General features: G+C 71.3%; 17 protein-coding genes and 1 tRNA gene. 6 read left to right on the top strand and 12 right to left on the bottom strand.

Annotated elements, in window-relative coordinates; translation table 11 throughout:
• The first annotated feature begins 112 nt into the window (after positions 1 to 112).
• Positions 113 to 1,228 (top strand): ATP-binding cassette domain-containing protein, encoded by a 1,116-nt coding sequence (locus tag ATL41_RS07895; protein ID WP_098457992.1) that lies wholly within the window; start codon positions 113 to 115, stop codon positions 1,226 to 1,228.
• Positions 1,225 to 2,223 (top strand): ABC transporter permease subunit, encoded by a 999-nt coding sequence (locus ATL41_RS07900; protein WP_098457993.1) that lies wholly within the window; start codon positions 1,225 to 1,227, stop codon positions 2,221 to 2,223. The genes ATL41_RS07895 and ATL41_RS07900 overlap by 4 nt, the downstream gene beginning before the upstream one ends.
• A gap of 2 nt (positions 2,224 to 2,225) precedes the next feature.
• Here the strand turns inward: ATL41_RS07900 and ATL41_RS07905 are convergent, their stop codons facing one another.
• Both ATL41_RS07905 and ATL41_RS07910 read right to left on the bottom strand, forming a co-directional pair.
• Positions 2,226 to 3,404 (bottom strand): pyridoxal phosphate-dependent aminotransferase, encoded by a 1,179-nt coding sequence (locus ATL41_RS07905; RefSeq protein WP_098457994.1) that lies wholly within the window; start codon positions 3,402 to 3,404, stop codon positions 2,226 to 2,228.
• A gap of 201 nt (positions 3,405 to 3,605) precedes the next feature.
• Entirely contained in the window at positions 3,606 to 4,160 is a 555-nt protein-coding gene (locus ATL41_RS07910) for a low molecular weight protein-tyrosine-phosphatase (protein ID WP_245854690.1), read from the bottom strand.
• Positions 4,161 to 4,490: 330 nt separating this feature from the next.
• On the opposite strand from ATL41_RS07910, the gene ATL41_RS07915 reads away from it, so the two are divergent.
• The gene (locus ATL41_RS07915; protein ID WP_219810374.1) at positions 4,491 to 4,832 is read left to right on the top strand and encodes a VOC family protein; all 342 of its coding nucleotides are present in this window, start codon (positions 4,491 to 4,493) and stop codon (positions 4,830 to 4,832) included.
• Positions 4,833 to 4,940: 108 nt separating this feature from the next.
• A complete protein-coding gene (locus ATL41_RS13175) occupies positions 4,941 to 5,108 on the top strand; it encodes a hypothetical protein (protein WP_169924524.1) in 168 nt (55 codons plus the stop codon).
• A 171-nt stretch (positions 5,109 to 5,279) separates the two neighbouring features.
• Here ATL41_RS13175 and ATL41_RS07920 read toward each other — a convergent pair whose 3' ends face one another.
• Complete coding sequence (locus ATL41_RS07920; RefSeq protein WP_098457996.1) at positions 5,280 to 6,185, bottom strand: LysR family transcriptional regulator; 906 nt, start codon at positions 6,183 to 6,185, stop codon at positions 5,280 to 5,282.
• A gap of 109 nt (positions 6,186 to 6,294) precedes the next feature.
• Here ATL41_RS07920 and ATL41_RS13180 point away from each other — a divergent pair, with 109 nt between their 5' ends.
• Positions 6,295 to 6,444 carry a hypothetical protein gene (locus ATL41_RS13180; RefSeq protein ID WP_169924525.1) on the top strand — a complete coding sequence of 50 codons (150 nt, stop codon included), beginning with the start codon at positions 6,295 to 6,297 and terminating at the stop codon, positions 6,442 to 6,444.
• 361 nt (positions 6,445 to 6,805) lie between these two features.
• Here the strand turns inward: ATL41_RS13180 and ATL41_RS07925 are convergent, their stop codons facing one another.
• A complete protein-coding gene (locus tag ATL41_RS07925; protein ID WP_098457997.1) occupies positions 6,806 to 7,951 on the bottom strand; it encodes an FAD-dependent oxidoreductase in 1,146 nt (381 codons plus the stop codon).
• A gap of 1 nt (position 7,952) precedes the next feature.
• Complete coding sequence (locus ATL41_RS07930) at positions 7,953 to 8,774, bottom strand: YwiC-like family protein (RefSeq protein WP_245854692.1); 822 nt, start codon at positions 8,772 to 8,774, stop codon at positions 7,953 to 7,955.
• 164 nt (positions 8,775 to 8,938) lie between these two features.
• Here ATL41_RS07930 and ATL41_RS07935 point away from each other — a divergent pair, with 164 nt between their 5' ends.
• Positions 8,939 to 10,516 (top strand): aspartate:alanine exchanger family transporter, encoded by a 1,578-nt coding sequence (locus ATL41_RS07935; RefSeq protein ID WP_245854695.1) that lies wholly within the window; start codon positions 8,939 to 8,941, stop codon positions 10,514 to 10,516.
• 550 nt (positions 10,517 to 11,066) lie between these two features.
• Here the strand turns inward: ATL41_RS07935 and ATL41_RS07940 are convergent.
• The 7 genes from ATL41_RS07940 to ATL41_RS07970 all read right to left on the bottom strand — a co-directional run bounded on the left by ATL41_RS07940 (position 11,067) and on the right by ATL41_RS07970 (position 18,890).
• The gene (locus tag ATL41_RS07940) at positions 11,067 to 12,392 is read right to left on the bottom strand and encodes an anaerobic C4-dicarboxylate transporter (protein ID WP_281253863.1); all 1,326 of its coding nucleotides are present in this window, start codon (positions 12,390 to 12,392) and stop codon (positions 11,067 to 11,069) included.
• The gene (gene aspA / locus ATL41_RS07945; RefSeq protein ID WP_098457999.1) at positions 12,389 to 13,846 is read right to left on the bottom strand and encodes an aspartate ammonia-lyase; all 1,458 of its coding nucleotides are present in this window, start codon (positions 13,844 to 13,846) and stop codon (positions 12,389 to 12,391) included. Before aspA ends, ATL41_RS07940 begins: the two co-directional genes overlap by 4 nt.
• Positions 13,847 to 14,010: 164 nt before the next feature.
• A complete protein-coding gene (locus ATL41_RS07950; RefSeq protein WP_098458000.1) occupies positions 14,011 to 14,760 on the bottom strand; it encodes a succinate dehydrogenase/fumarate reductase iron-sulfur subunit in 750 nt (249 codons plus the stop codon).
• Positions 14,757 to 16,715 (bottom strand): fumarate reductase/succinate dehydrogenase flavoprotein subunit, encoded by a 1,959-nt coding sequence (locus ATL41_RS07955; RefSeq protein ID WP_098458001.1) that lies wholly within the window; start codon positions 16,713 to 16,715, stop codon positions 14,757 to 14,759. Before ATL41_RS07955 ends, ATL41_RS07950 begins: the two co-directional genes overlap by 4 nt.
• On the bottom strand, positions 16,712 to 17,416 hold the full coding sequence (locus ATL41_RS07960; protein WP_245854696.1) for a succinate dehydrogenase cytochrome b subunit: 705 nt from the start codon (positions 17,414 to 17,416) through the stop codon (positions 16,712 to 16,714). Before ATL41_RS07960 ends, ATL41_RS07955 begins: the two co-directional genes overlap by 4 nt.
• 369 nt (positions 17,417 to 17,785) lie before the next feature.
• On the bottom strand, positions 17,786 to 18,718 hold the full coding sequence (locus ATL41_RS07965) for a hypothetical protein (protein WP_098458002.1): 933 nt from the start codon (positions 18,716 to 18,718) through the stop codon (positions 17,786 to 17,788).
• Between the two features lie 89 nt (positions 18,719 to 18,807).
• Positions 18,808 to 18,890: transfer RNA gene (locus ATL41_RS07970), tRNA-Leu, on the bottom strand.
• Between the last annotated feature and the right edge of the window lie 204 nt (positions 18,891 to 19,094).

Genomic DNA, 19,094 nt, shown 5'->3' on the forward strand with positions numbered 1-19,094 from the left:
GTGATACATCCCGCCTGGCCACGCGCTCTCCCCGGTGCGGCGTGGCCCTCCTAGCAGCGACGACACGCGCCGCTAAGGTCTGAGCGTCAGCACAGGAAAAGCAGGGGAAATCATGACCACAGCGACACCTCCGCCGCCGTCGGGCGGCATCGACCCGCGCGAGTTCGCGGTCTGCACCTCGGGTCTTCGCAAGACGTACCGCAGCATCAGAGGCAGCTCCGTTGCCGTCGCCAACCTCGACCTGCACGTGCCCTACGGGGGCGTGCACGGGTTCCTCGGCCCGAACGGCTCAGGCAAGACGACGTCGATCCGCATGCTGCTCGGCCTCGCCCGGGCGGACTCGGGGACGATGCACCTCTTCGGGCAGGAGGTGCCCAAGGCGCTGCCCGACGTGATCGGACGCGTCGGCGCGATCGTCGAGTCGCCGAAGTTCTTCCCGAACTTCACGGCTCGCCGCAACCTCGAGCTGCTCGCGACGGCGATCGGCGCTCCCGACCGCGCCGTCGGGCAGGTGCTCGCCGACGTGGGCCTCTCCGACCGCGCGAAGAGCAAGTACCGTACCTACTCCCTCGGTATGAAGCAGCGCCTCGCGATCGCCGCGACCCTGCTCAAGGACCCCGACCTGCTGATCTTCGACGAGCCGACCAACGGCCTCGACCCGGCAGGCATCCACGAGATCCGCCAGACGATGCGCCAGCTCGCCGAGGCCGGCAAGACGGTCCTCGTCTCGAGCCACATCCTCGGCGAGGTCGAGCAGGTCGCCGACACCGTGTCGATCATCGGCCGCGGCCGCCTCCTCGCCGAGGGACGCGTCGCCGACATCATCGGCGCGGCCGGCGCCGCGGCCGTCCGGGTCGCCGTGCGGCCCGAGGACCACGCGACCGCCGCACGCCTGCTGTACGAGGCCGGGCTCGACCTCACGGACGACCGCACCCACCTGCTCGTGCGCGGCGTGGACGACGCGTCCGAGATCGCGCGCCGCCTCGGGCACCACGACGTCTGGGTCAACGAGCTCGTCACCGTGAAGGCGGGCCTCGAGCAGGTGTTCCTCGAGCTCACCGCCGGAGAAGGACCTGGCACGACGGCGGGCGCCGACCCGCTCGCGGTACCCCGTCCGCAGCACGCGGTCCCGCCGCAGCCCGACCAGCAACCGGACCTGGCTACGCCACCACCACCGTCGAACCCGTACGAGACCGGGTCCGCCGGCGCCGAGGGAGGCACCCGATGATGCGGCTCGTACGCGCTGAGCTCCTACGCTCCTGGTCGCGGCTCCTCGTGTGGGCGACGGTCGCGGCGACCCTCGTGATCTGCGGGGTCGTCGCCTTCAACACCCTCTCGACGACCGCCCCGCCGAGCGAGCAGGAGGTCGCCGAGCAGACGAAGTTCTTCAACGAGGCCTACCAGGACTGGGAGGCGAACCACGAGGCGTGGTACCAGGACTGTCTCGACAGCGAGGCCCAGGAGCGTGAGGCGCTCGACGACCCGACCATCGACTGGGCGTGCGAGGACAACAACGAGGCCCCGAAGCTCGAAGACTGGTTCTACAACCCGACGGCGCGGGACATCGCCCCGTACACGGTCGGCGGGCTCCTCCAGACCCTGCTCGCCGGCTCCTTCGTGATCGGCGCGAGCCTGCTCGCAGCGGAAGTCGCCTCCGGGAACCTCGGTCTGTGGCTGACGTTCGCGCCCCGGCGCACCACGGTCCTCGCGTCAAAGCTCGTCGCCGTCGCGCTGACGTCGCTCGTGTACGCGACCCTCGGGGCCGCCGTGGCGCTCGCCGCGCTCGCCGGCCCGGCGGCGATCAACGGCACGCTCGACCTGAGCCCCCTGGAGTGGCGGGACCTCACGCTCATGGCCGTGCGCTCGACGATCCTGGCCGTCGTCGTCGGCGTCGTCGGCGGAGCGCTGGGCCTGCTGCTGCGGCACACGGCCGCAGCACTCGGGGCGGCATTCGGGTATCTCTTCGTGTTCGAGCTCATGCTCGGGTTCAACGCCGGGTCGATGCGGCGGTGGATGCTCGTCCCGAACATCAGCGCCGTCATCGACGGTCGGCACGAGCTGTCGTGGATCGAGTGCAAGGTCGACCGCAGCACCGGCGAGCAGGTGTGCGCCGACGTGACGAAGGTGCTCACGCAGGCCGACGGTGCGCTCTACCTCGGTGCGCTGGCGGCGGCCATCGTCCTGGTGACGTGGCTCGTGTTCCGTCGGCGGGACGTGTCCTGACGTCAGGACCGGATCGTCGCCTGCCAGGCGACGATCCGGTCCACGGCCTCGCCGATCAGCGCCGGGTCCTGCGCGAAGGACAGGCGCACCCACCGGTCGCCGTCGACGTCGTCGAAGTCCGAGCCGGGCGTCAGGGCGACGCCGGCCTCGTCGAGGAGACGCGCGCACCACGTCACCGAGTCGAGGCCTGAGCCGGAGACGTCGGCGTACAGGTAGAAGGCTCCGTCTGCGGGAGCGACCTCCAGCCAGCCGAGCTCACCCAGCCGGTCGAGCAGGAGCGCGCGCGACTGCGCGTACCGGGTGACGTTCTCCTGTGCCGCGGCGTAGCCCTCGTCGGAGAACGCGGCCACGGCCGCACCCTGCGCGAGGGCGGGCGGGCACAGCGCGACGTTGCCCGCGAGCGCGTCGACGGGCGCGACGAGGTCGTCAGGCAGGACGAGCCACCCGAGCCGCCAGCCCGTCATCGCCCAGTACTTCGAGAACGACGAGACGACGACGGCGCCCCCGTCCAGGTGGTGCACAGCGCTCGCGCCAGGCCAGCGCGCGTCGTCGTACACGATGCCGTGGTAGATCTCGTCGCTGATCAGGCGCACGCCGTGCGACGTGCACCAGGAGGCGATCTGGGCGAGCGCGGCGGCGTCGACCATCGTGCCCGTCGGGTTGGCGGGGCTCGCGAGGACGAGGCCCTCGAGCGGCGCCGCGGCGTGCGCAGCGTCGAGCTGTGCGACCGTCGGCACGTATCCCTCGGCAGGGCCGCAGCCGATCTCGACGACGTCGCAGCCCAGCGACGCGAGGATGTTCCGGTAGGCGGGGTAGCCGGGGCGGACGAGCGCGACGCGGTCGCCGACGTCGAACGCGGCGAGGAACGCGAGCATGAACCCGCCCGACGAGCCGGTCGTCACGGCGACGCGCGACGGGTCGACGTCAGCCCCGTACCAGCGGTCGTAGTGCGCGGCGATCGCGCGCCGCAGGGCGGGCGAGCCCATCGCCTCGGTGTAGCCGAGGCTGCCCGTCGCGAGGATCTCCTGGGCGAGGTCGCGCACCGCATCGGACGCGCCCGTCGTCGGCTCGCCGACGCACAGGTTGATGATCGACTGACCGGCGGCGCGGCGGGCGTTGGCCGCGGCGACGATCTCCATCACGGCGAAGGCGGGGACGGCGGCCCGGCGTGCGATCTTCATGGCCTCATCCTGCCCGGCTCCGCCTCCGATCGCGCCGGTGCACACGCGAGGTGTGCACCGGGGCGATCCGTCGCCCGGGGCTCGACGTACCCGGCACCGACCGCGGTGGTGGCTCTACCCGCCCGTCCGCCGGTCGCTCCTTTCCGCACGTCACGTGTGCACCGGGGCGATCCGTCGCCCGGGAGGCCTGCGCGGCGCCGGTCAGCCGACGACGCGGGCTCGGATCTCCGCCATGAGGCCATCGACCGCGGCCTCGACCTCGTCGAGGCACAGCTCGAAGTCCTCGGGCCCGCCGTACCAGGGGTCGGCGACGTCGAGGTCGCTGTCGCGACGCGGCGTCGGCGCGGCCGGGTCGAAGGACCGGAACATGCGGACGCGGTCCGCGTCCTCGGGCGCGAGCCGGCGCAGCGTGGCCGCGTGGTGCGCGGTCATCGCGAGGACGAGGTCGCGGTCGCCGATCTCGTCGGGGCGCACGCGACGCGCGCGGTGCCTGGCGACGTCGTCGCCCGCATAGCCGCGGCGCGCGAGCGCGGTGCGCGCGCGGCGGTCGATCGGGTTGCCGTGCTCCTCCGAGCTGATGCCGGTCGAGTCGACGACGACGCGGTCGTCGAGACCTTCCTCGCTCAGGCGGGCGCGCAGGACGATCTCGGCCATGGGGGACCGGCAGATGTTGCCCGTGCAGACCATCATCACGCGCAGCGGGCTCCCCGCGGTAGGCGCAGGGGCGTCGGCCGGGAGAGGGTTCGTGCTGGTCATGGTCACCATCCTCGCCCATGCGAAATAAAGCCGTGCGCGGGCTCGGGCGCAGGCGTAGCGTCGCGGTCACGTAGGGAAAGGAGGTGGTCCACGAGATGAAGTACTCCAGGACTCTCGAGGTGGTCGCCGGCTGACTGCCGGCCCGACCGGACGGTCCGCCAATCCCAGGCGACCACCGGGACCCGTGGGGGTGCGGCGTAGTCCACCGCACCAGCGCACCGAGCGCGACCCACGGGTTCTTTCATGCCCTGACGTGGTCTTCACCGGGCCTTCGCCCGTACGCCGCTGTGCGCCCGCCCGAGTGTCAGAGGGCGCGTCTAGGTTTTCGGTATGAGCCAGATCACAGCAGCCATGGTCACGTTCGACTGTTCCGACGCCGTCGCTCTCGCCCGCTGGTGGGCAGGGATCACGGGCGGGTCGATCGAGAGCGAGGACGAGTGGTTCACCGTCGTCTCCTACGACGGCGCGGGTCCGAACCTCGGCTTCCAGAAGGTCCCTGACCCGACGCCGGGCAAGAACCGCGTGCACCTCGACTTCCACGCCGAGGACCGCGACGCCGAGGTAGCACGCTTCATCGAGGGCGGCGCGACGCTCGTCGGGCACCGCGAGGAAGGCGGTTTCACGTGGACCACGCTCGCCGACCCGGACGGGAACCAGTTCTGCCTCGCCTGAAGCGAGGCTTTCCACCGATAAATGAGTGGTCCGGGCCGAACCGGCCCGGACACAATCGAAGAGTCCTCGAGAAGCGAGGGCTCCGTCCCATCTACCAGGAGATACATCATGTCCGTGTTCCACAGCGGGCGCTCGCACAGGGCTCCCGCCACCTCGGTCAACCAGCGCTTCAGGCATGCTGCGGCGCCGGACGGCGACCCGATGTCGCACGACCAGCGCACCGCGGTCGACATCTACCAGGCGACCCGCCCGATGCCGAACCTGATCATCCGATGAGCGGCAAGCGCTGCACCACCCACCCATGAAGGGGCCGACAGACCGTCGGCCCCTTCATCGTTCTCCGGGGGACGACGGCGCGGCGCGCCCGGGAGGACAGGACCCCCCGCGCACGGCCCCCGCCCGCAGCTACGGCGCTCGCGCGAAGCGGGCCGCGCGCCGACCGTCCGCTCAGGCGAGCTCGAGCCCGCGAGCCTCCTCGACGAGCGCCTCGAGCAGCGCCTCGACGGCGGCGCCCGGCTCGTGCCGGCTGACGCGGTGACGCGCGACGATGCGCCGGCTGCCGAGGCCGGGGAGCGCCACGACCTCGACGCCCTCGGGGATGCCGGACTGCAGGGCGAGCGCCGGCAGGAGCGCCGGGCCGTCGCCCGCGGCGACGAGCGTGAGCGCGATGTCGAAGTCGAAGAACGTGTGCCGCATCTGCAGCTCGACGCCGAGCGCCTGAGCCACACGGCCGAGGGCTCGCGCGGCCGCCGTCGACGGGTCGGGCGCGACCCAGCGCACCCCCGCGAGGTCGTGCAGCGACGTCGGCGTCGGGAACGACGACGGGATGACGAGCCGCCACGGCTCGTCGAGGATCGGGATCTCGCGCTGGCCACGCGGGATGTTCGGCGCGGTGTCCTCGTCACGCTCGTGGAGGACGACGTCGACCTCGCCCGCGCGCAGCGCGCGCAGCGCCTCCGCGTACTCCATCTCCCGGACGTGGGGCTCGACGCCGGGCGACGACTCGCGCAGCTTGAGGATCGCCGGAACGAGCGCCGCGATCGTCACGGTCTGGAAGGACGCGACCGTGACCGTACCGCTCGCTCCGTCGCCCGCCGCGGCGAGGCGCTTGCGGGCCGTGACGAGCTCCGCCTCGATGTGCTCGGCGGCCTCCGCGAGGATGCGCCCCGCCTGCGTGAGGGTGACGCCGCGCGGTCCGCGGTCGAGGACTGTGACGCGTTCCTCAGCCTCGAGCCGGGCGATCTGCTGGGAGACCGCAGAAGGGGTCACATGCAGCAGATCTGCGGCCGCGAGGACGCCTCCAGCCCTGTGCACAGCCAAGAGGAAGGCAAGTCTTTTCGGGTCCGCGGTCATGTAGCAACACTACATCGGGGATCAAAGAAGATTCAATTGTGCTTAAGCAGATTCGTCACCAAGATAGAGGTGTTCCTCCACCGGGACGACAAAGAAAAGGAGCAGAGAGATGACCGCCGCACAGCACTCCATCGCCAAGGCCGCACGCTGGTTCAAGCGCCGGGCCACGACCAAGTCGTGGGTCCACGGAGAGCACACGCGGATCAGCCCGGCCATCACGATGCACCAGGAGCCGTTCACCGGTATGAACGTGCGCTGAGACGCACATCCTCAGGGCCGCGGGACCCCCGCCCGCGCCGCCCACGAGAGCCGCGACCAACGAGGTCGCGGCTTTTTCGTACCCTCACGCACCTCGCGAGGTAGGGCCTTGCACGCCGGGTAGGGCCCTGCAGGGCCCTACGTCGAGCGCAAGGGCCTACCTCGGCGGACGACGGGCGCGGGGCGGCGCCATTGGCGACCGGCAGACAGGCACGGCCTCGGCCTCGGCCTCGGCCTCGGCGGGAGCATCGGTCCCCCGGGGGGGCGCCTGCGGGCGCGTCAGTCGCGCCCGGACAGGGGCGCCCCGCGCGAGCGTCGGTCGCACCCGGGCGGGCGGCGCCGGTGAGCGCCGCCCGCCAGAGTCAGGAGAGGCCCAGGATCTCCTCGACCGGGCCGGTCATGAGGTCGGCGCCCTTGATCCGCGCGGTCTCCTCGCTCCCGAGGACGACGCGCGTGCCGTCAGGCTGCTGCAGCTGCGACGCGCCGCCCGTCGGGCCGAGCGGGAGCACGATCTGCTCGCGCGCCGCCGTGTAGGTCGCGGTCGGCTTCTCGCCCGCGATGAGCGAGCGGATGTTGGCCGCAGCAACGCGCGCGTGGGCCACCGCGGCCTGCGCGCGCTTCGACTCGGGGACGTCCGTCACGTCTCCGACCGCGAAGACCGTCTCGAAGCCCTCGACCTGCATCGTGGGCTGGACGGCGAGGCGGCCGTCGCCGCGCCGCACGTTCGCGAACGCGCTGTCGAGGTAGTCAGACTCCTGCTGGTTGCCGAAGCACCGGAACCACATCTGCGCGTCGATCCGCTGACCGTCGGTCGTGTGGACGGTGAAGTCGTGGAGCGTGCCGACGTCGCCCGACGGCCAGTAGGCGAGCTGGCGGCCGAGGATGAAGTTCACGCCCGCAGCCTCGAGCTGCTCGTGCAGCGCCCTGCGGAACTCGGGCAGGTACTCGGGGCTCGGCAGGATGTCGAACTCACGCTCGACGATCGTGATGCCCAGGTGAGGGAACGCGTGCAGCAGCTCTCCGGCGAGCTCGACCCCCACGGGCCCGCCGCCGACGAGCAGGACGTCGCGCGTCACCCCGAGCGCCTCGCGCAGCCGGGAGAGACGCGACCGCGCGACCCACGCATGCTGCTCGATGTACTTCGCGGGGAACGGGTAGGAGGTGCCGGTCGCGAGGACGATGTAGTCGGCGTCGAGCACCTGGACGGGCGAGATCTGGACCTGCGTCGGCGTCACGCGTCGCGCCGTGTCGTTGATGACGCGGCCACGCGTGAGCAGCTTGTCGTACGAGTGGAAGACCTTCGCCTCCCACGCCTCGTCGACCGTCGCGCGCAGCGTCGCGACCGCATGCACGAAGTGGTCCTTGGGCTCGACGACGGTGACGTCGGCGACGGCGTCGAGCTCGCGGGCGACCGTGGCGCCGGCATAGCCTCCGCCGACGACGACGACGCGCGGCTCGCGCGGTGCGTCGGAGGGTACGGACGGGGTGGCGGGTGCGACGTCGGACATCTCAGACGACCTTTACGAGCAGAAGGACGGTCAACGTCGTCGAGACGAGGATCTCGCCGACCCCGACCTGCTTGGGCGTCGCGCCGGTCCGGGGCACGGCCAGCGCACGGAGCAGCAGGAGCGCGTTGAGAGCTACCAGCGGCCCCATGTCGAGCGTAGCGACCGGGGAGCCGCTCGTACCCGGGACCATCCGGCCCATGATCGCGGCGGCTGCGAGCGGGAGCGGGACCATCGCGGCGTGGTAGGCGAGCGACAGCGCGAGATACGTGCGGTTGCCGCGCTCCCGGATGATCGTCTTGACGTAGAACGCGGTTCCGACGAAGTACGCGAGGACGAGGGCGGTCGCGAGCCAGACGGCGGGCCACCCGTCGGTCGGGGCGCGTCCGGCGTCGTACGCGACGGGCAGCATGAGGCACGCGGCGGTGACGGAGACGGCGTCGTTGACGAGCGAGCGGTCCTTGCGGCGGTGGGAGCACCAGAGCGAGACGACCAGCAGCGGCAGGAAGACGGGCACCCACCGTAGGAGCCGTGGTTCGGCGAGCGCGACGACGGCGCCGAGCGGGGCGCACGCGAGCGCGTAGGCGCGCACGGGCGGGAGGTATCGCGGCTTGCGCCGCGAGCGCAGCCACTGACCGGTCGCGAAGAACGCGAGGTAGCCGACGATCCACAGCAGCGCGAGGGGGACGTGCACCCAGGCGCCGCCTGAGGCGACGACGCCGACGACGAGCGGGACGACGAGCATCGCCCAGGCGCCGTGCTGGTCCGGCACCCAGCCGCGCGTGGGTCTGCGACGGCGTCGTCGCGTCGCAGGTGGAGTCGCCACCGACATCATGACGACATGATCTCACGATGCGTCAGAACGGTTATGGGACGTTGTGACTCGGGCCTCGTGTCTCCTCGCTCACAGCCAGCCGAAACGTCCTATGATTCGCCTCTGCCGACCTCTACCGTTGAGGGCAGATCCCCCACACCTCAACGGAGCTCACCGTGTCCGCCGTGCTGGACCTTCTCGCACAGTCCCCCGTCCTGACGGTCTTCCTGGTCGTCGCCCTCGGCACCGCCCTCGGGTCGGTGCCGTTCGGTCCGTTGCGCTTCGGCGCAGCGGGAGCGCTGTTCGTCGGGCTCGCCGTCGGCGCCGCCGACCCGCGGCTCGGCGAGGGGCTCGGGTTCCTGTCCACGCTGGGGCTCGCGCTGTTCGTCTACTGCGTCGGCCTCGCGGCAGGATCCACGTTCTTCCGCGACCTGCGCCGCCAGTGGCCGCTCATGGTCGTCAGCATCGTCGCGATCGTCGCCTCCGCCGGGGTCGCCGGCGTCGCGGGCAGGGTCTTCGGCTTCGGCGGCGAGGTCGCCGCCGGCATGTTCACCGGCGCGCTCACCGCGACGCCCGCGCTCGCCGCGGCGACCGAGGCCGCTGGCAACAACACGCCCGCCGTCGGCTACTCGCTCGGCTACCCCGTCGGCGTCACCGTCGCGATCCTCATCGTCGCCGCGACCGTACGTCGCGCCTGGGACTCCCGCCGCGACCCCGCCTCAGCCTCCGGCGCCGGGCTCTACGCGACGACCGTCGAGGTCGAGCGTCAGACCTGGCTCGCCGAGATCCCCGGCTTCGACGAGCAGGAGGTGCGCATGTCGTACCTCGCTCGCGGCGGCCGCACCCGCGTCGTCGCGCCCGACGACGAGCTCCGCCCCGGCGACCAGGTCGTCGTCGTCGGCCCCGCCGACGCCGTCGCGCTCGCCGTCGAGCACCTCGGGCGCGAGGTCGAGCTGCACCTCGCCGACGACCGCCGCTCGGTCGACTACCGCCGAGTCGTCGTCTCCAACCGCCGGATCGCCGGCCGCACCGTCGGCGACCTCGACATGCCCGGCCGCTACGGCGGCGTCATCACCCGCGTCCGCCGCGGCGACGCCGACCTCCTCGCGAAGGACGACCTCGTCCTCGAGCTCGGCGACCGCGTCCTGCCCGTCGTGCCGCGCGACCGCCTCAAGGAGGTGCGCAAGCTCCTCGGCGACTCCGAGCGTCGCGTCTCCGAGGTCGACGCCCTGACGATGGGCATCGGCATGGCCGTCGGCCTGCTCGCCGGCCTCGTGTCGATCCCGCTGCCGGGCGGCGTCGTCTTCTCCCTCGGCTCCGCCGCAGGCCCGCTGCTCGTCGGCATGATCCTCGGCGGCCTCGAGCGCACCGGCCCCGTCGTCTGGGGCATGCCCCACGCCGCGAACCTCACGATCCGCCAGCTCGGGCTCGTGCTGTTCCTCGCCGCCGTCGGGCTGTCGTCCGGCCAGGACTTCGCCGCCCGCGCGTTCTCGCTCGAGGGCCTCGCGGTCGGGGCGTCTGCGGCGGCCGTCGTCGCGGTCGGCGCGCTCGTCCTGTACGCCGGGGCGAACCGCCTCGGCATCAGCGCCCAGCGCACGTCCGGCGCGTTCGCCGGCCTGCTCGGCCAGCCCGTCATCCTCGCCGACGCCAACTCCCGCGTCATGGACGACCGCATCGACGCGGGCTACGCCGCGACCTTCGCGCTCGGCATCGTCGTGAAGATCCTCCTGGTGCAGATCCTCGTCGTCACCTGACCCGGCGCGTGCCGCGGCTCCCGCGGCCCGCCTGCCGCCGTCCGCCCGCGCCGGCCGCCCAGCCCCGCCCCGCCGAGGCCTGCTCACACCGGCCGCCCGCGCCAGCCTCGAGCGCCGACCGCGCGGACGTCGCCAGCCGCAGCCGGCTCCTCGCTCCCGCCCGGCTGCCACCCGCCTGCCGCCCCCGCGCTCCCGCCCGCCGCCAGCTTCCGGCAGCACCAGCCCCGAGTCTGTCAGTTCCAGCACGAGTCCGTCGGTTGCGACTGACGGACTCGCTCCGGGAGTGACGGACTCGGCGGCGTGGTGGACTCGGCGGCGTGACGAGTCGCTGGCGTGACGGGCTCGGCGGCGTGACGCAGGCCCTGACGCAGGCGCGGCCCCGGCACAGAGGCGGATACAGGGACGCCCCCCGCAGAGGCCGAGTCAGACAGGCCCCGGCGCAGAGGCCGAGACAGGCAGGCCCCGGCGCAGAGGCCGAGACAGGCAGACCTCGGCGCAGACACAGGCAGGCCCCCGCACGTCGCCGTGCGGGGACCTGCCTGCTGAGGGGTCAGAGGATGACGGAACCGAACAGGTAGCCGAGGCCCACCGCGATCGCGATGTTCACGAGACCCGGCACCAGGAACGGGTGGTTGAAGACCGCCTTCCCGATCCTCGTCGATCCCGTGTCATCCATCTCGACGGCCGCCAGCAGCGTCGGGTACGTCGGGAGGATGAACAGTGCGGACACCGCCGGGAACGCCGCCACCATGCCGAGCGGCGAGACGCCGATCGCGAGCGCGGTCGGCATGAGGGCCTTCGACGTCGCCGCCTGCGAGTAGAGCAGCGCCGCAGCGAACAGCAGCACGACCGCGAGCAGCCACGTGTTCTCCTTGAGGATGTCGGAGGACGCCGTCATGATCGCCTCCTCGTGCGCCTTGACGAACGTCGTGCCGAGCCAGGCGACACCGAGCACGCAGATGGACGCGCTCATACCGGACTTGAACGTCGACGCCCCCAGGATGTCCGAGGTGTTGACCTTGCAGCAGACGACGATGATCGTCGCGATCGACAGCATGATCGAGATGATCGCGGCGTCACGGCCCATGACGGGCTCCTCGATGAGGCCGACCTTGTCCGAGATGATCGTCGCGTACGTCATGACCGCGACGAGGCCGATGCAGAAGATGAGCACGGAGAGCTTCGCGCCCGGCGTGAGCTCACGCTCCTTGCGGCCCGTGGGAGCCGCGACCGACCCCTCGGCGAGGCGCTTCTGGTACTCGGGGAGCGTGTCGAGCTTCGTCGTGCCCCGCATCTTGTCGATCGCCATCATGATCGCGGCGGTCGCCATGCAGGCGAGGAAGGTCGAGGGGATCGCGACGGCGAGCAGGCCGATGTAGTCGACGCCGGTGCTGCCCTCCTCGAGCATCCCGGAGAAGAAGACCACGGCCGCAGAGATCGGTGAGGCCGTGATGGCGATCTGCGACGCGACGACCGCGATGGACAGCGGGCGCGCGGGGCGGATGTTGTTCTCCTTGGCGACCTCGGTGATGACGGGCATCGTGGAGAACGCGGTGTGCCCGGTGCCCGCCATGATCGTCATCAGGTAGGTGATGACCGGGGCGAGGAAGTTGAGGTGCTTCGGGTTCTTCCGCAACGCCCGGTCCGCGAGGTCGACGAGGTAGTCCATACCTCCGGCGACCTGCATCGCGGCGATCGCCGCGATCACGGACATGATGATCGAGACGACGTCGAGAGGCATGGCTCCCGGCGTCACACCGAGCATGGCGAGGACAAGAACGCCGAGACCACCGGCGAAACCGATCGCGATGCCGCCGAGGCGAGCACCGAGGAAGATGGCCGCGAGGACGACCAGGAACTGCACTGCGATCATCATCGTGCGTCAACCTGCCTTGTCACGTCGTCGTCGGACTTGTACAGGTGGCCGCTGTAGTGCGGCCTCATGAGGTTGGCCGGCGAGAGGATCTCGTCGAGCGTCTCCTCGTCGAGGAGCCCCATCTCGAGGACCACCTCTCGCACGGACCGTCCGGAGCGGGCGCACTCCTTGCCGACCAGGTCGCCGTTGCGGTGGCCGATGATCGGGTTGAGGTAGGTCACGATCCCGATGGAGTTCATGACGTAGCGCAGGCACACGTCGGCGTTGACGGTGATGCCGTCGATGCACTTCTCACGCAGCGCACGGGCGGCGTTGCGCAGGAGGCTCACGGACTCGAACACGCACTGCGCGATGACCGGCTCCATCACGTTGAGCTGGAGCTGTCCGGCGTCGGCGGCCATGGTGAGGGTGACGTCGTTGCCCATGACCTTGAAGCAGACCTGGTTCACGACCTCGGGCAGCACGGGGTTGACCTTGGCGGGCATGATGGACGACCCGGCCTGCAGCTCGGGAAGGTTGATCTCGTTGAGACCGGCGCGCGGTCCGGAAGACAGCAGGCGCAGGTCGTTGCAGATCATGCCGAGCTTCACGGCGACACGCTTGAGACCCGCGTGGACGGCGACGTAGGCGCCCGTGTCGGAGGTGGCCTCGATGAGGTTCTCGGCAGTCACGACGGGCAGGCCGGTCACCTCACGCAGACGGGCGACCGCCTTCTCCGGGTACCCGAGGGGCGTGTTGATGCCGGTGCCGATCGCGGTCGCGCCGAGGTTGACCTCGAGCAGCAGCTCGATCTGGCGGGCGAGGTAGCGCATCTCCTCGCGCATGAGGAGGCCGAACGCCCCGAACTCCTGGCCGACCGTCATGGGGACGGCGTCCTGCAGCTGGGTGCGGCCCATCTTGAGGACGTCGGCGAACTCGGTGCCCTTCTTCTCGAAGGCCTCGGCCAGGCGGCCGAGCTCCTCGCGCAGGTCCTCGACGACGGCGTGGACGGCGAGGCGGAATCCCGTCGGGTAGGCGTCGTTGGTCGACTGGCACTGGTTGACGTGGTCGTTCGGGTTGATGACGTCGTAGGTCCCCTTGGGCAGCCCGCGCAGCTCGAGCGCGAGGTTGGCGACGACCTCGTTGGTGTTCATGTTGACGCTCGTCCCGGCGCCGCCCTGGAAGACGTCGACGGGGAACTGGTCCATGCACCGGCCCTCGTCGAGGATCAGGTCGCACGCCTCGACGATCGAGTCGGCGACGTCCGCGGGCAGGGTGAACATGTCCTTGTTCGCGAGCGCGGACGCCTTCTTGACCATGACCATCGCCCGCACGAACTCGGGCACGTCGCCGATCCTCGCGGAGCTGATGGGGAAGTTCTCGATCGCGCGCTGGGTGTGGACGCCGTAGTAGGCGTCAGCGGGAACGTCCTTCGGGCCGAGCAGGTCGACCTCTGTACGAAATTCTTGGGTCATCGTCTCTTCTCCGTCCGTCTCGCGTGGGCTTCGTTGCCCACGCTAGGCGCGGCCGGCGTCTTTGCCGGTCGGCGGCGCTGTCGCCGCGTGTGGTGGTTCTCGGGCGCGGACGGCGCCCTGGGGGCTGCCGGGCGGCAGCGTGCGCTCCGCCCGGGGTGCGTGGGTCAGTCGTTCTTTCCGCGCAGCACCACCCTCATCCGCTCGCGGTTGACGACGGCGATCGCCGCGAGCGGGATGCCTGCGGGGCAGACGTCGGCGCACTCGCCGTAGGAGGAGCACGGGCCGAAGTCCTGCTCCATCTCGTCGACCATGGCACGGGCGCGCCGTCCGCGCTCCTTCTTGCCCCCGGGGAGGGCGGCGAGGTGCGCGAGCTTGGAGCCGACGAACAGGTGCGCGGCCCCGTTGGGGCATGCGGCGACGCACGCGCCGCAGCCGATGCAGGCCGCGAAGTCGAGGGCCATCTCGGCGAGCGCGTGGTCGACGGGGGTCGTGTCGGCGTCGGGCGCGGTGCCCGCCTGGATCGCGACGTGGCCGCCGGCCTTGACGACGCGGTCGAGCGCGGAGCGGTCGACGACGAGGTCGCGGACGACGGGGTAGACGCGCGAGCGCAGCGGCTCGATGCGGATGGTCTGCCCGTCGGTCCACGAGCTGAGGCGCTGGTGGCACGACGGCGTGTTCTTCTGGGGGCCGTGGGGGCGGTCGTCGACGGTCACGCCGCACGCGCCGCAGATGCCTTCGCGGCAGTCGGACTCGAAGGCGAAGGGCTCGCGTCCTTCTTCGACGAGGCGCTCGTTGAGGCGGTCGAGCAGCTCGACGACGGACATCTCGGGGGTGGCGTCGTCGACCTCGTGGGTCTCGAACCGTCCGGGATCTGCGGGGTGGGCCTGTCGCCAGACCTCGAGCACGAGCCTCACTTGTAGTTCCTCCTCGTCAGCGGGACCGCGTCGAACGTCAGGGGCTCGGCGTGCCGCACGTGCCGGCCGTCGCCGGGGACGCCCCACGCGGAGACGAACGCCCAGCGCTCGTCGTCGCGCACGGCCTCGCCGTCCTGCTGGTGCTCGGCGCGGAAGTGGGCTCCGCAGGACTCCTCGCGGTCGAGGGCGTCGACGCACATGAGCTCGGCGAGCTCGAGGTAGTCCGCGACGCGACCTGCCTTCTCGAGCTCCTGGTTGAGGCGGTCGTCGTCGCCGAGGACGCGGAGCTCTGTCCAGAACCGTTCGCGCAGGGCGCGGATCTTCTCGATCGCGGTCGTGAGGGTCTCGCGGGTCCGCTCGACGCCGCAGCCTTCGTAGAGGATGTCGCCGAGGAGCCGGTGGAAGTACGTGGGACCGTGCTCGCCCTGGACGGACATGAGGCGGTCGACGCGGTCGCGGGTGCGGTCGAGGGCCTCGGTGACGGCGGGTGCGTCGTCGGGGAGGCGCTGGCTGCCGAGCAGCGGCGCGAGGTAGTTCGGCACGGAGTACGGCAGGGTGAACCAGCCGTCGACGCAGGCCGAGAGCAGCGAGTTCGCACCGAGCCGGTTGGCGCCGTGGTAGCCCCAGCCCGCCTCGCCGCCGACGAACAGGCCGGGCAGGGAGGTCATCTGGTCGTAGTCGGACCAGAGGCCGCCCATCGTGAAGTGGGCGCCGGGGGCGATGCGCATGGGCTCGGTGTACGGGTCCTCGCCGGTGGCGTGGGTGTACATCTCGAAGAGGTTGCCGTAGCGCTCGGCGATCTTCTTCTTCCCGATCCGCGCGATGGCGTCGCGGAAGTCGAGGTAGACGGAGTTCTTGAGCGGGCCGACGCCGCGGCCTGCGCGGATCTGCTCGTGGGCGTTGCGCGAGGCGACGTCGCGGGGGGTGAGGTTGCCGAACGCGGGGTACTTCCGCTCGAGGTAGTAGTCGCGCTCGTCCTCGGGGATGTCGCCGGGTGCGCGCGTGTCGTCGGGGTTCTTGGGGACCCAGATGCGGCCGTCGTTGCGCAGCGACTCGCTCATGAGGATGGTCTTTGACTGCCACTTGCTCGAGACGGGCAGCGCGGTCGGGTGGAACTGGATGAAGCTCGGGCTCGCGAGGAGCGCACCGCGCTGGACGGCGCGCCAGGCGGCGGAGGCGTTGGAGTTCTTCGCGAGGGTCGAGAAGTAGAAGACGTTGCCGTAGCCGCCGGTCGCGAGGATGACGGCGTGCGCGGTGTGGGCGGTGATCTCGCCCGTGAGCAGGTTGCGCATGACGACGCCCTGGACGCGCCCGTCGTCGATGATGAGGTCGAGCATCTCGTGGCGGGTGCGCAGGGTGACGGTGCCGGCGTCGACTTGGCGCAGGAGGGCCTGCGCGGAGGCGATCTGGAGCTGCTGGCCCGTCTGCCCGCGCGTGTAGTACGTGCGGGAGACCTGGACGCCGCCGAACGAGCGGGTGGCGAGCTGGCCGCCGTACTCGCGGGCGAACGGTGCGCCGATCGCGTTCATGTGGTCGATGACGCGGACGGACTCCTCGCCGAGGCGGTAGGCGTCGGCCTCGCGTCCGCGGAAGTCGCCGCCCTTGACGGTGTCGACGACGAACCGGTCGACGGAGTCGTTGTCGACCTTGCGGGCGCGGGCGGCGTTGATGCCGCCCTGGGCTGCGACGGAGTGCGCGCGCCGCGGGGCGTCGTGGTACGTGAACGCGTGGACGTCGTAGCCGAGCTCGCCGAGGGCGGCGGCCGCGCCAGCGCCGGCGAGGCCGGTGCCGACGACGATGACGCGGAACTTGCGGCGGTTGTTCGGGTTGACGAGCTTGTAGGAGAGGCGGCGTCGCTCCCACGCTGTGCGGGGGTCGCCCTCGGGGACGCGGCCGTCGAGGATCGATCCGGGCTCGACGCCGGGGACGGAGCTGTCGGGGGCCTCGAACGTCATGACAGGACTCCGGTCGTGATGGCGATGGGCAGGAGGATGTTGCCGACGAGGACGACGAGCGCGACGAGACCTGCCACGATCACGCCGATCTTCCGCAGTCGTCGCCCGGTGCCACCGAGGTCGGAGACGACCGTCCAGATCCCGTGCGCGAGGTGGACCGTGAGGATCAGGAGGGTGATCGCGTAGATCGCTGCGGACCAGGGCCGCTGCATGCTCGCGACGAGGTTCTCGTAGGCGTACGACGTCTCCGGGGTGACGTGGCGGTAGTCGTCGGTCGCGACAACCTTGCCGGCCGTCAGGTCGAGCAGGTGGAACACGAGGAAGCCGAGGATCACGAACCCGCTGACGAGCATGTTGCGGGCGCCGAACGAGCGGAGGTTGAGCTTCTTACGACGGAAGCTGCCCCGGGAGGCTCTGGCGCGCCGGGCGATGGTGACCGCTGCTCCGACGTGGAGGACGAGGCTGACGGAGAGGACGATGCGCAGGATCCAGAGCATCGCGTCGACCGGCAGGAGCGGGTAGAGGGCCGTGTGGAAGAACAGCGCGTAGTGGTTGTAGTCCTCGGGGCCGATGAACGCCTTGAGGTTGCCGACCATGTGGACGAACACGAACAGCACGAAGATCGTGCCGGTGATCGCCATCGTCACCTTCAGGGCCCACGAGGGGATCTTGGGGGACTTGCGGATCCGCTGGTCGGTCACGTGCCCGAGGGCGAGGGCCGACGCATCGGCTCCAGGAAGGGTCCTCGGCTGGCGTGGTAGGTCAACCGGAGCAGTCGTCTGGGGGTGCGCGTCGTCCACTGGTCTCTCCCTTGAAGTTGCCTCCACGCTAGGTGTCGTGGATCACACTTCGTTGGGACTTCCGGCCCCCGATTGCTTCACACGCCGCCGGTGAAAACGGGACCAATGTCGTGACGATCCCGACGTTCTGTGCAGATGCACGGAGGCCCCGAGCCGAGCGGTCCCGGGCCTTCGAGGGGTCGTGCGGGCGTCCCCAGGGCGGACGGTGGCGCCGCTCGTCGTCGGAGCGGCGGTCGGCCGGGGCAACGGACGACGGCCGGAGCGGTCGCGTCAGCGCAGCCCCGCGCCCGCCGCGACGAGGGCGACCGTGAGAACCGGGGCGAAGGCCCCGACCCATGGGCCGACGCGCGTGGCGGTCACGAATCGCAGGGCCTCGGGCGAGTCTCCGCCGAACGCGTTCGCGATTGCGCGCAGGTCGAGCCACACGATGACGACGGCGGCCCCGACGAGCCCGACGAGCGAGCCGACGCCGCCCCACCCCGCCATGACGACGAGGTCGGGGACGATCGCGCCGGTCAGGGCGACGCCGAGGACGAAGCCGAGCGTGACGCCGCGCCCGAGCAGGTCGACGGTGCTGCCGACGTAGGGGATCCACAGGGCGCGCAGCTCGCGGTCGGTGACGAGCTCGGTGAGCGAGCGGCGCACGGTGTCGTCGCGCTGCTCGAGCCGGCGGAGCGCCTCGAGCCGCCTCCCGCCGTCGGGCAGCGCGGCGATGCCCGCCTCGAGCGCACGGAGGTGCCGGTCGTGCCGCGCGTGGACGGCGTCGAGGGCGCGCGTCCGCGCCCCCTCGCGGTCGGCGTGCGTCCGCGCGACGACGACCGCAGCCGCCTCGTACAGCGCCCGCGGGGACCGTCCGCGCCGCTGCGCCCGCTCCTCGCGACGTGCACGCAGCGCGCGCCCGCGAGACACCCCGCGCGCCCACGTCGGGGTGTCCCCCGCGAGGATCGCCGTCATGTGCTCCCGCTCGAACGGCCGCACCGTCGACCGCACGATCCCGCGCAGCGATCCGAGCAGCGCCACGCGACGGGTGACGGGCCCACCCAGCTCCCGCTCGACGTCGTCGCGCACCAGGTCCTGGCGCCGCGCGGCGAGGTGGTCCCGGCCGAGGAGCGCCCAGGGCACCCACCCCACCCAGATCGTCGCGTACACGACGCTCGCAAGGGCTGCGGCGGCAGCAAGGCGAAGCAGTTCCGACGTCGTCATCAGGCTCCTCGTCAGGCGGCGGGAAGTCTCGGCGAGAGCTCAGGGGAAAGACGAAGGCCCCGGACCGGAGGTCCGAGGCCTAGTCTGCGTGCGTGAGGGGGGACTTGAACCCCCACGCCCTTGCGGGCACTGGCACCTGAAGCCAGCGCGTCTGCCATTCCGCCACTCACGCATGCGCTCCGAAGAGCGCATCGAAGACTAACACGCGCCGGAAGTGCCCGGCCAATCGCGCGATCCGCACCGTGTTCACACACGTCCAGACCCGTGACGAGGAGGTTGACCGATACGATCACAAGGGATCGTTGCGCCTGTCGCCCCCCGGATCACCCGGGACGGCGGTGCACACCAGCACGGGCGACGAGCCGACGACAGCACG

It is taken from the genome of Flavimobilis soli, assembly GCF_002564025.1.
Taxonomy (GTDB): domain Bacteria; phylum Actinomycetota; class Actinomycetes; order Actinomycetales; family Cellulomonadaceae; genus Flavimobilis; species Flavimobilis soli.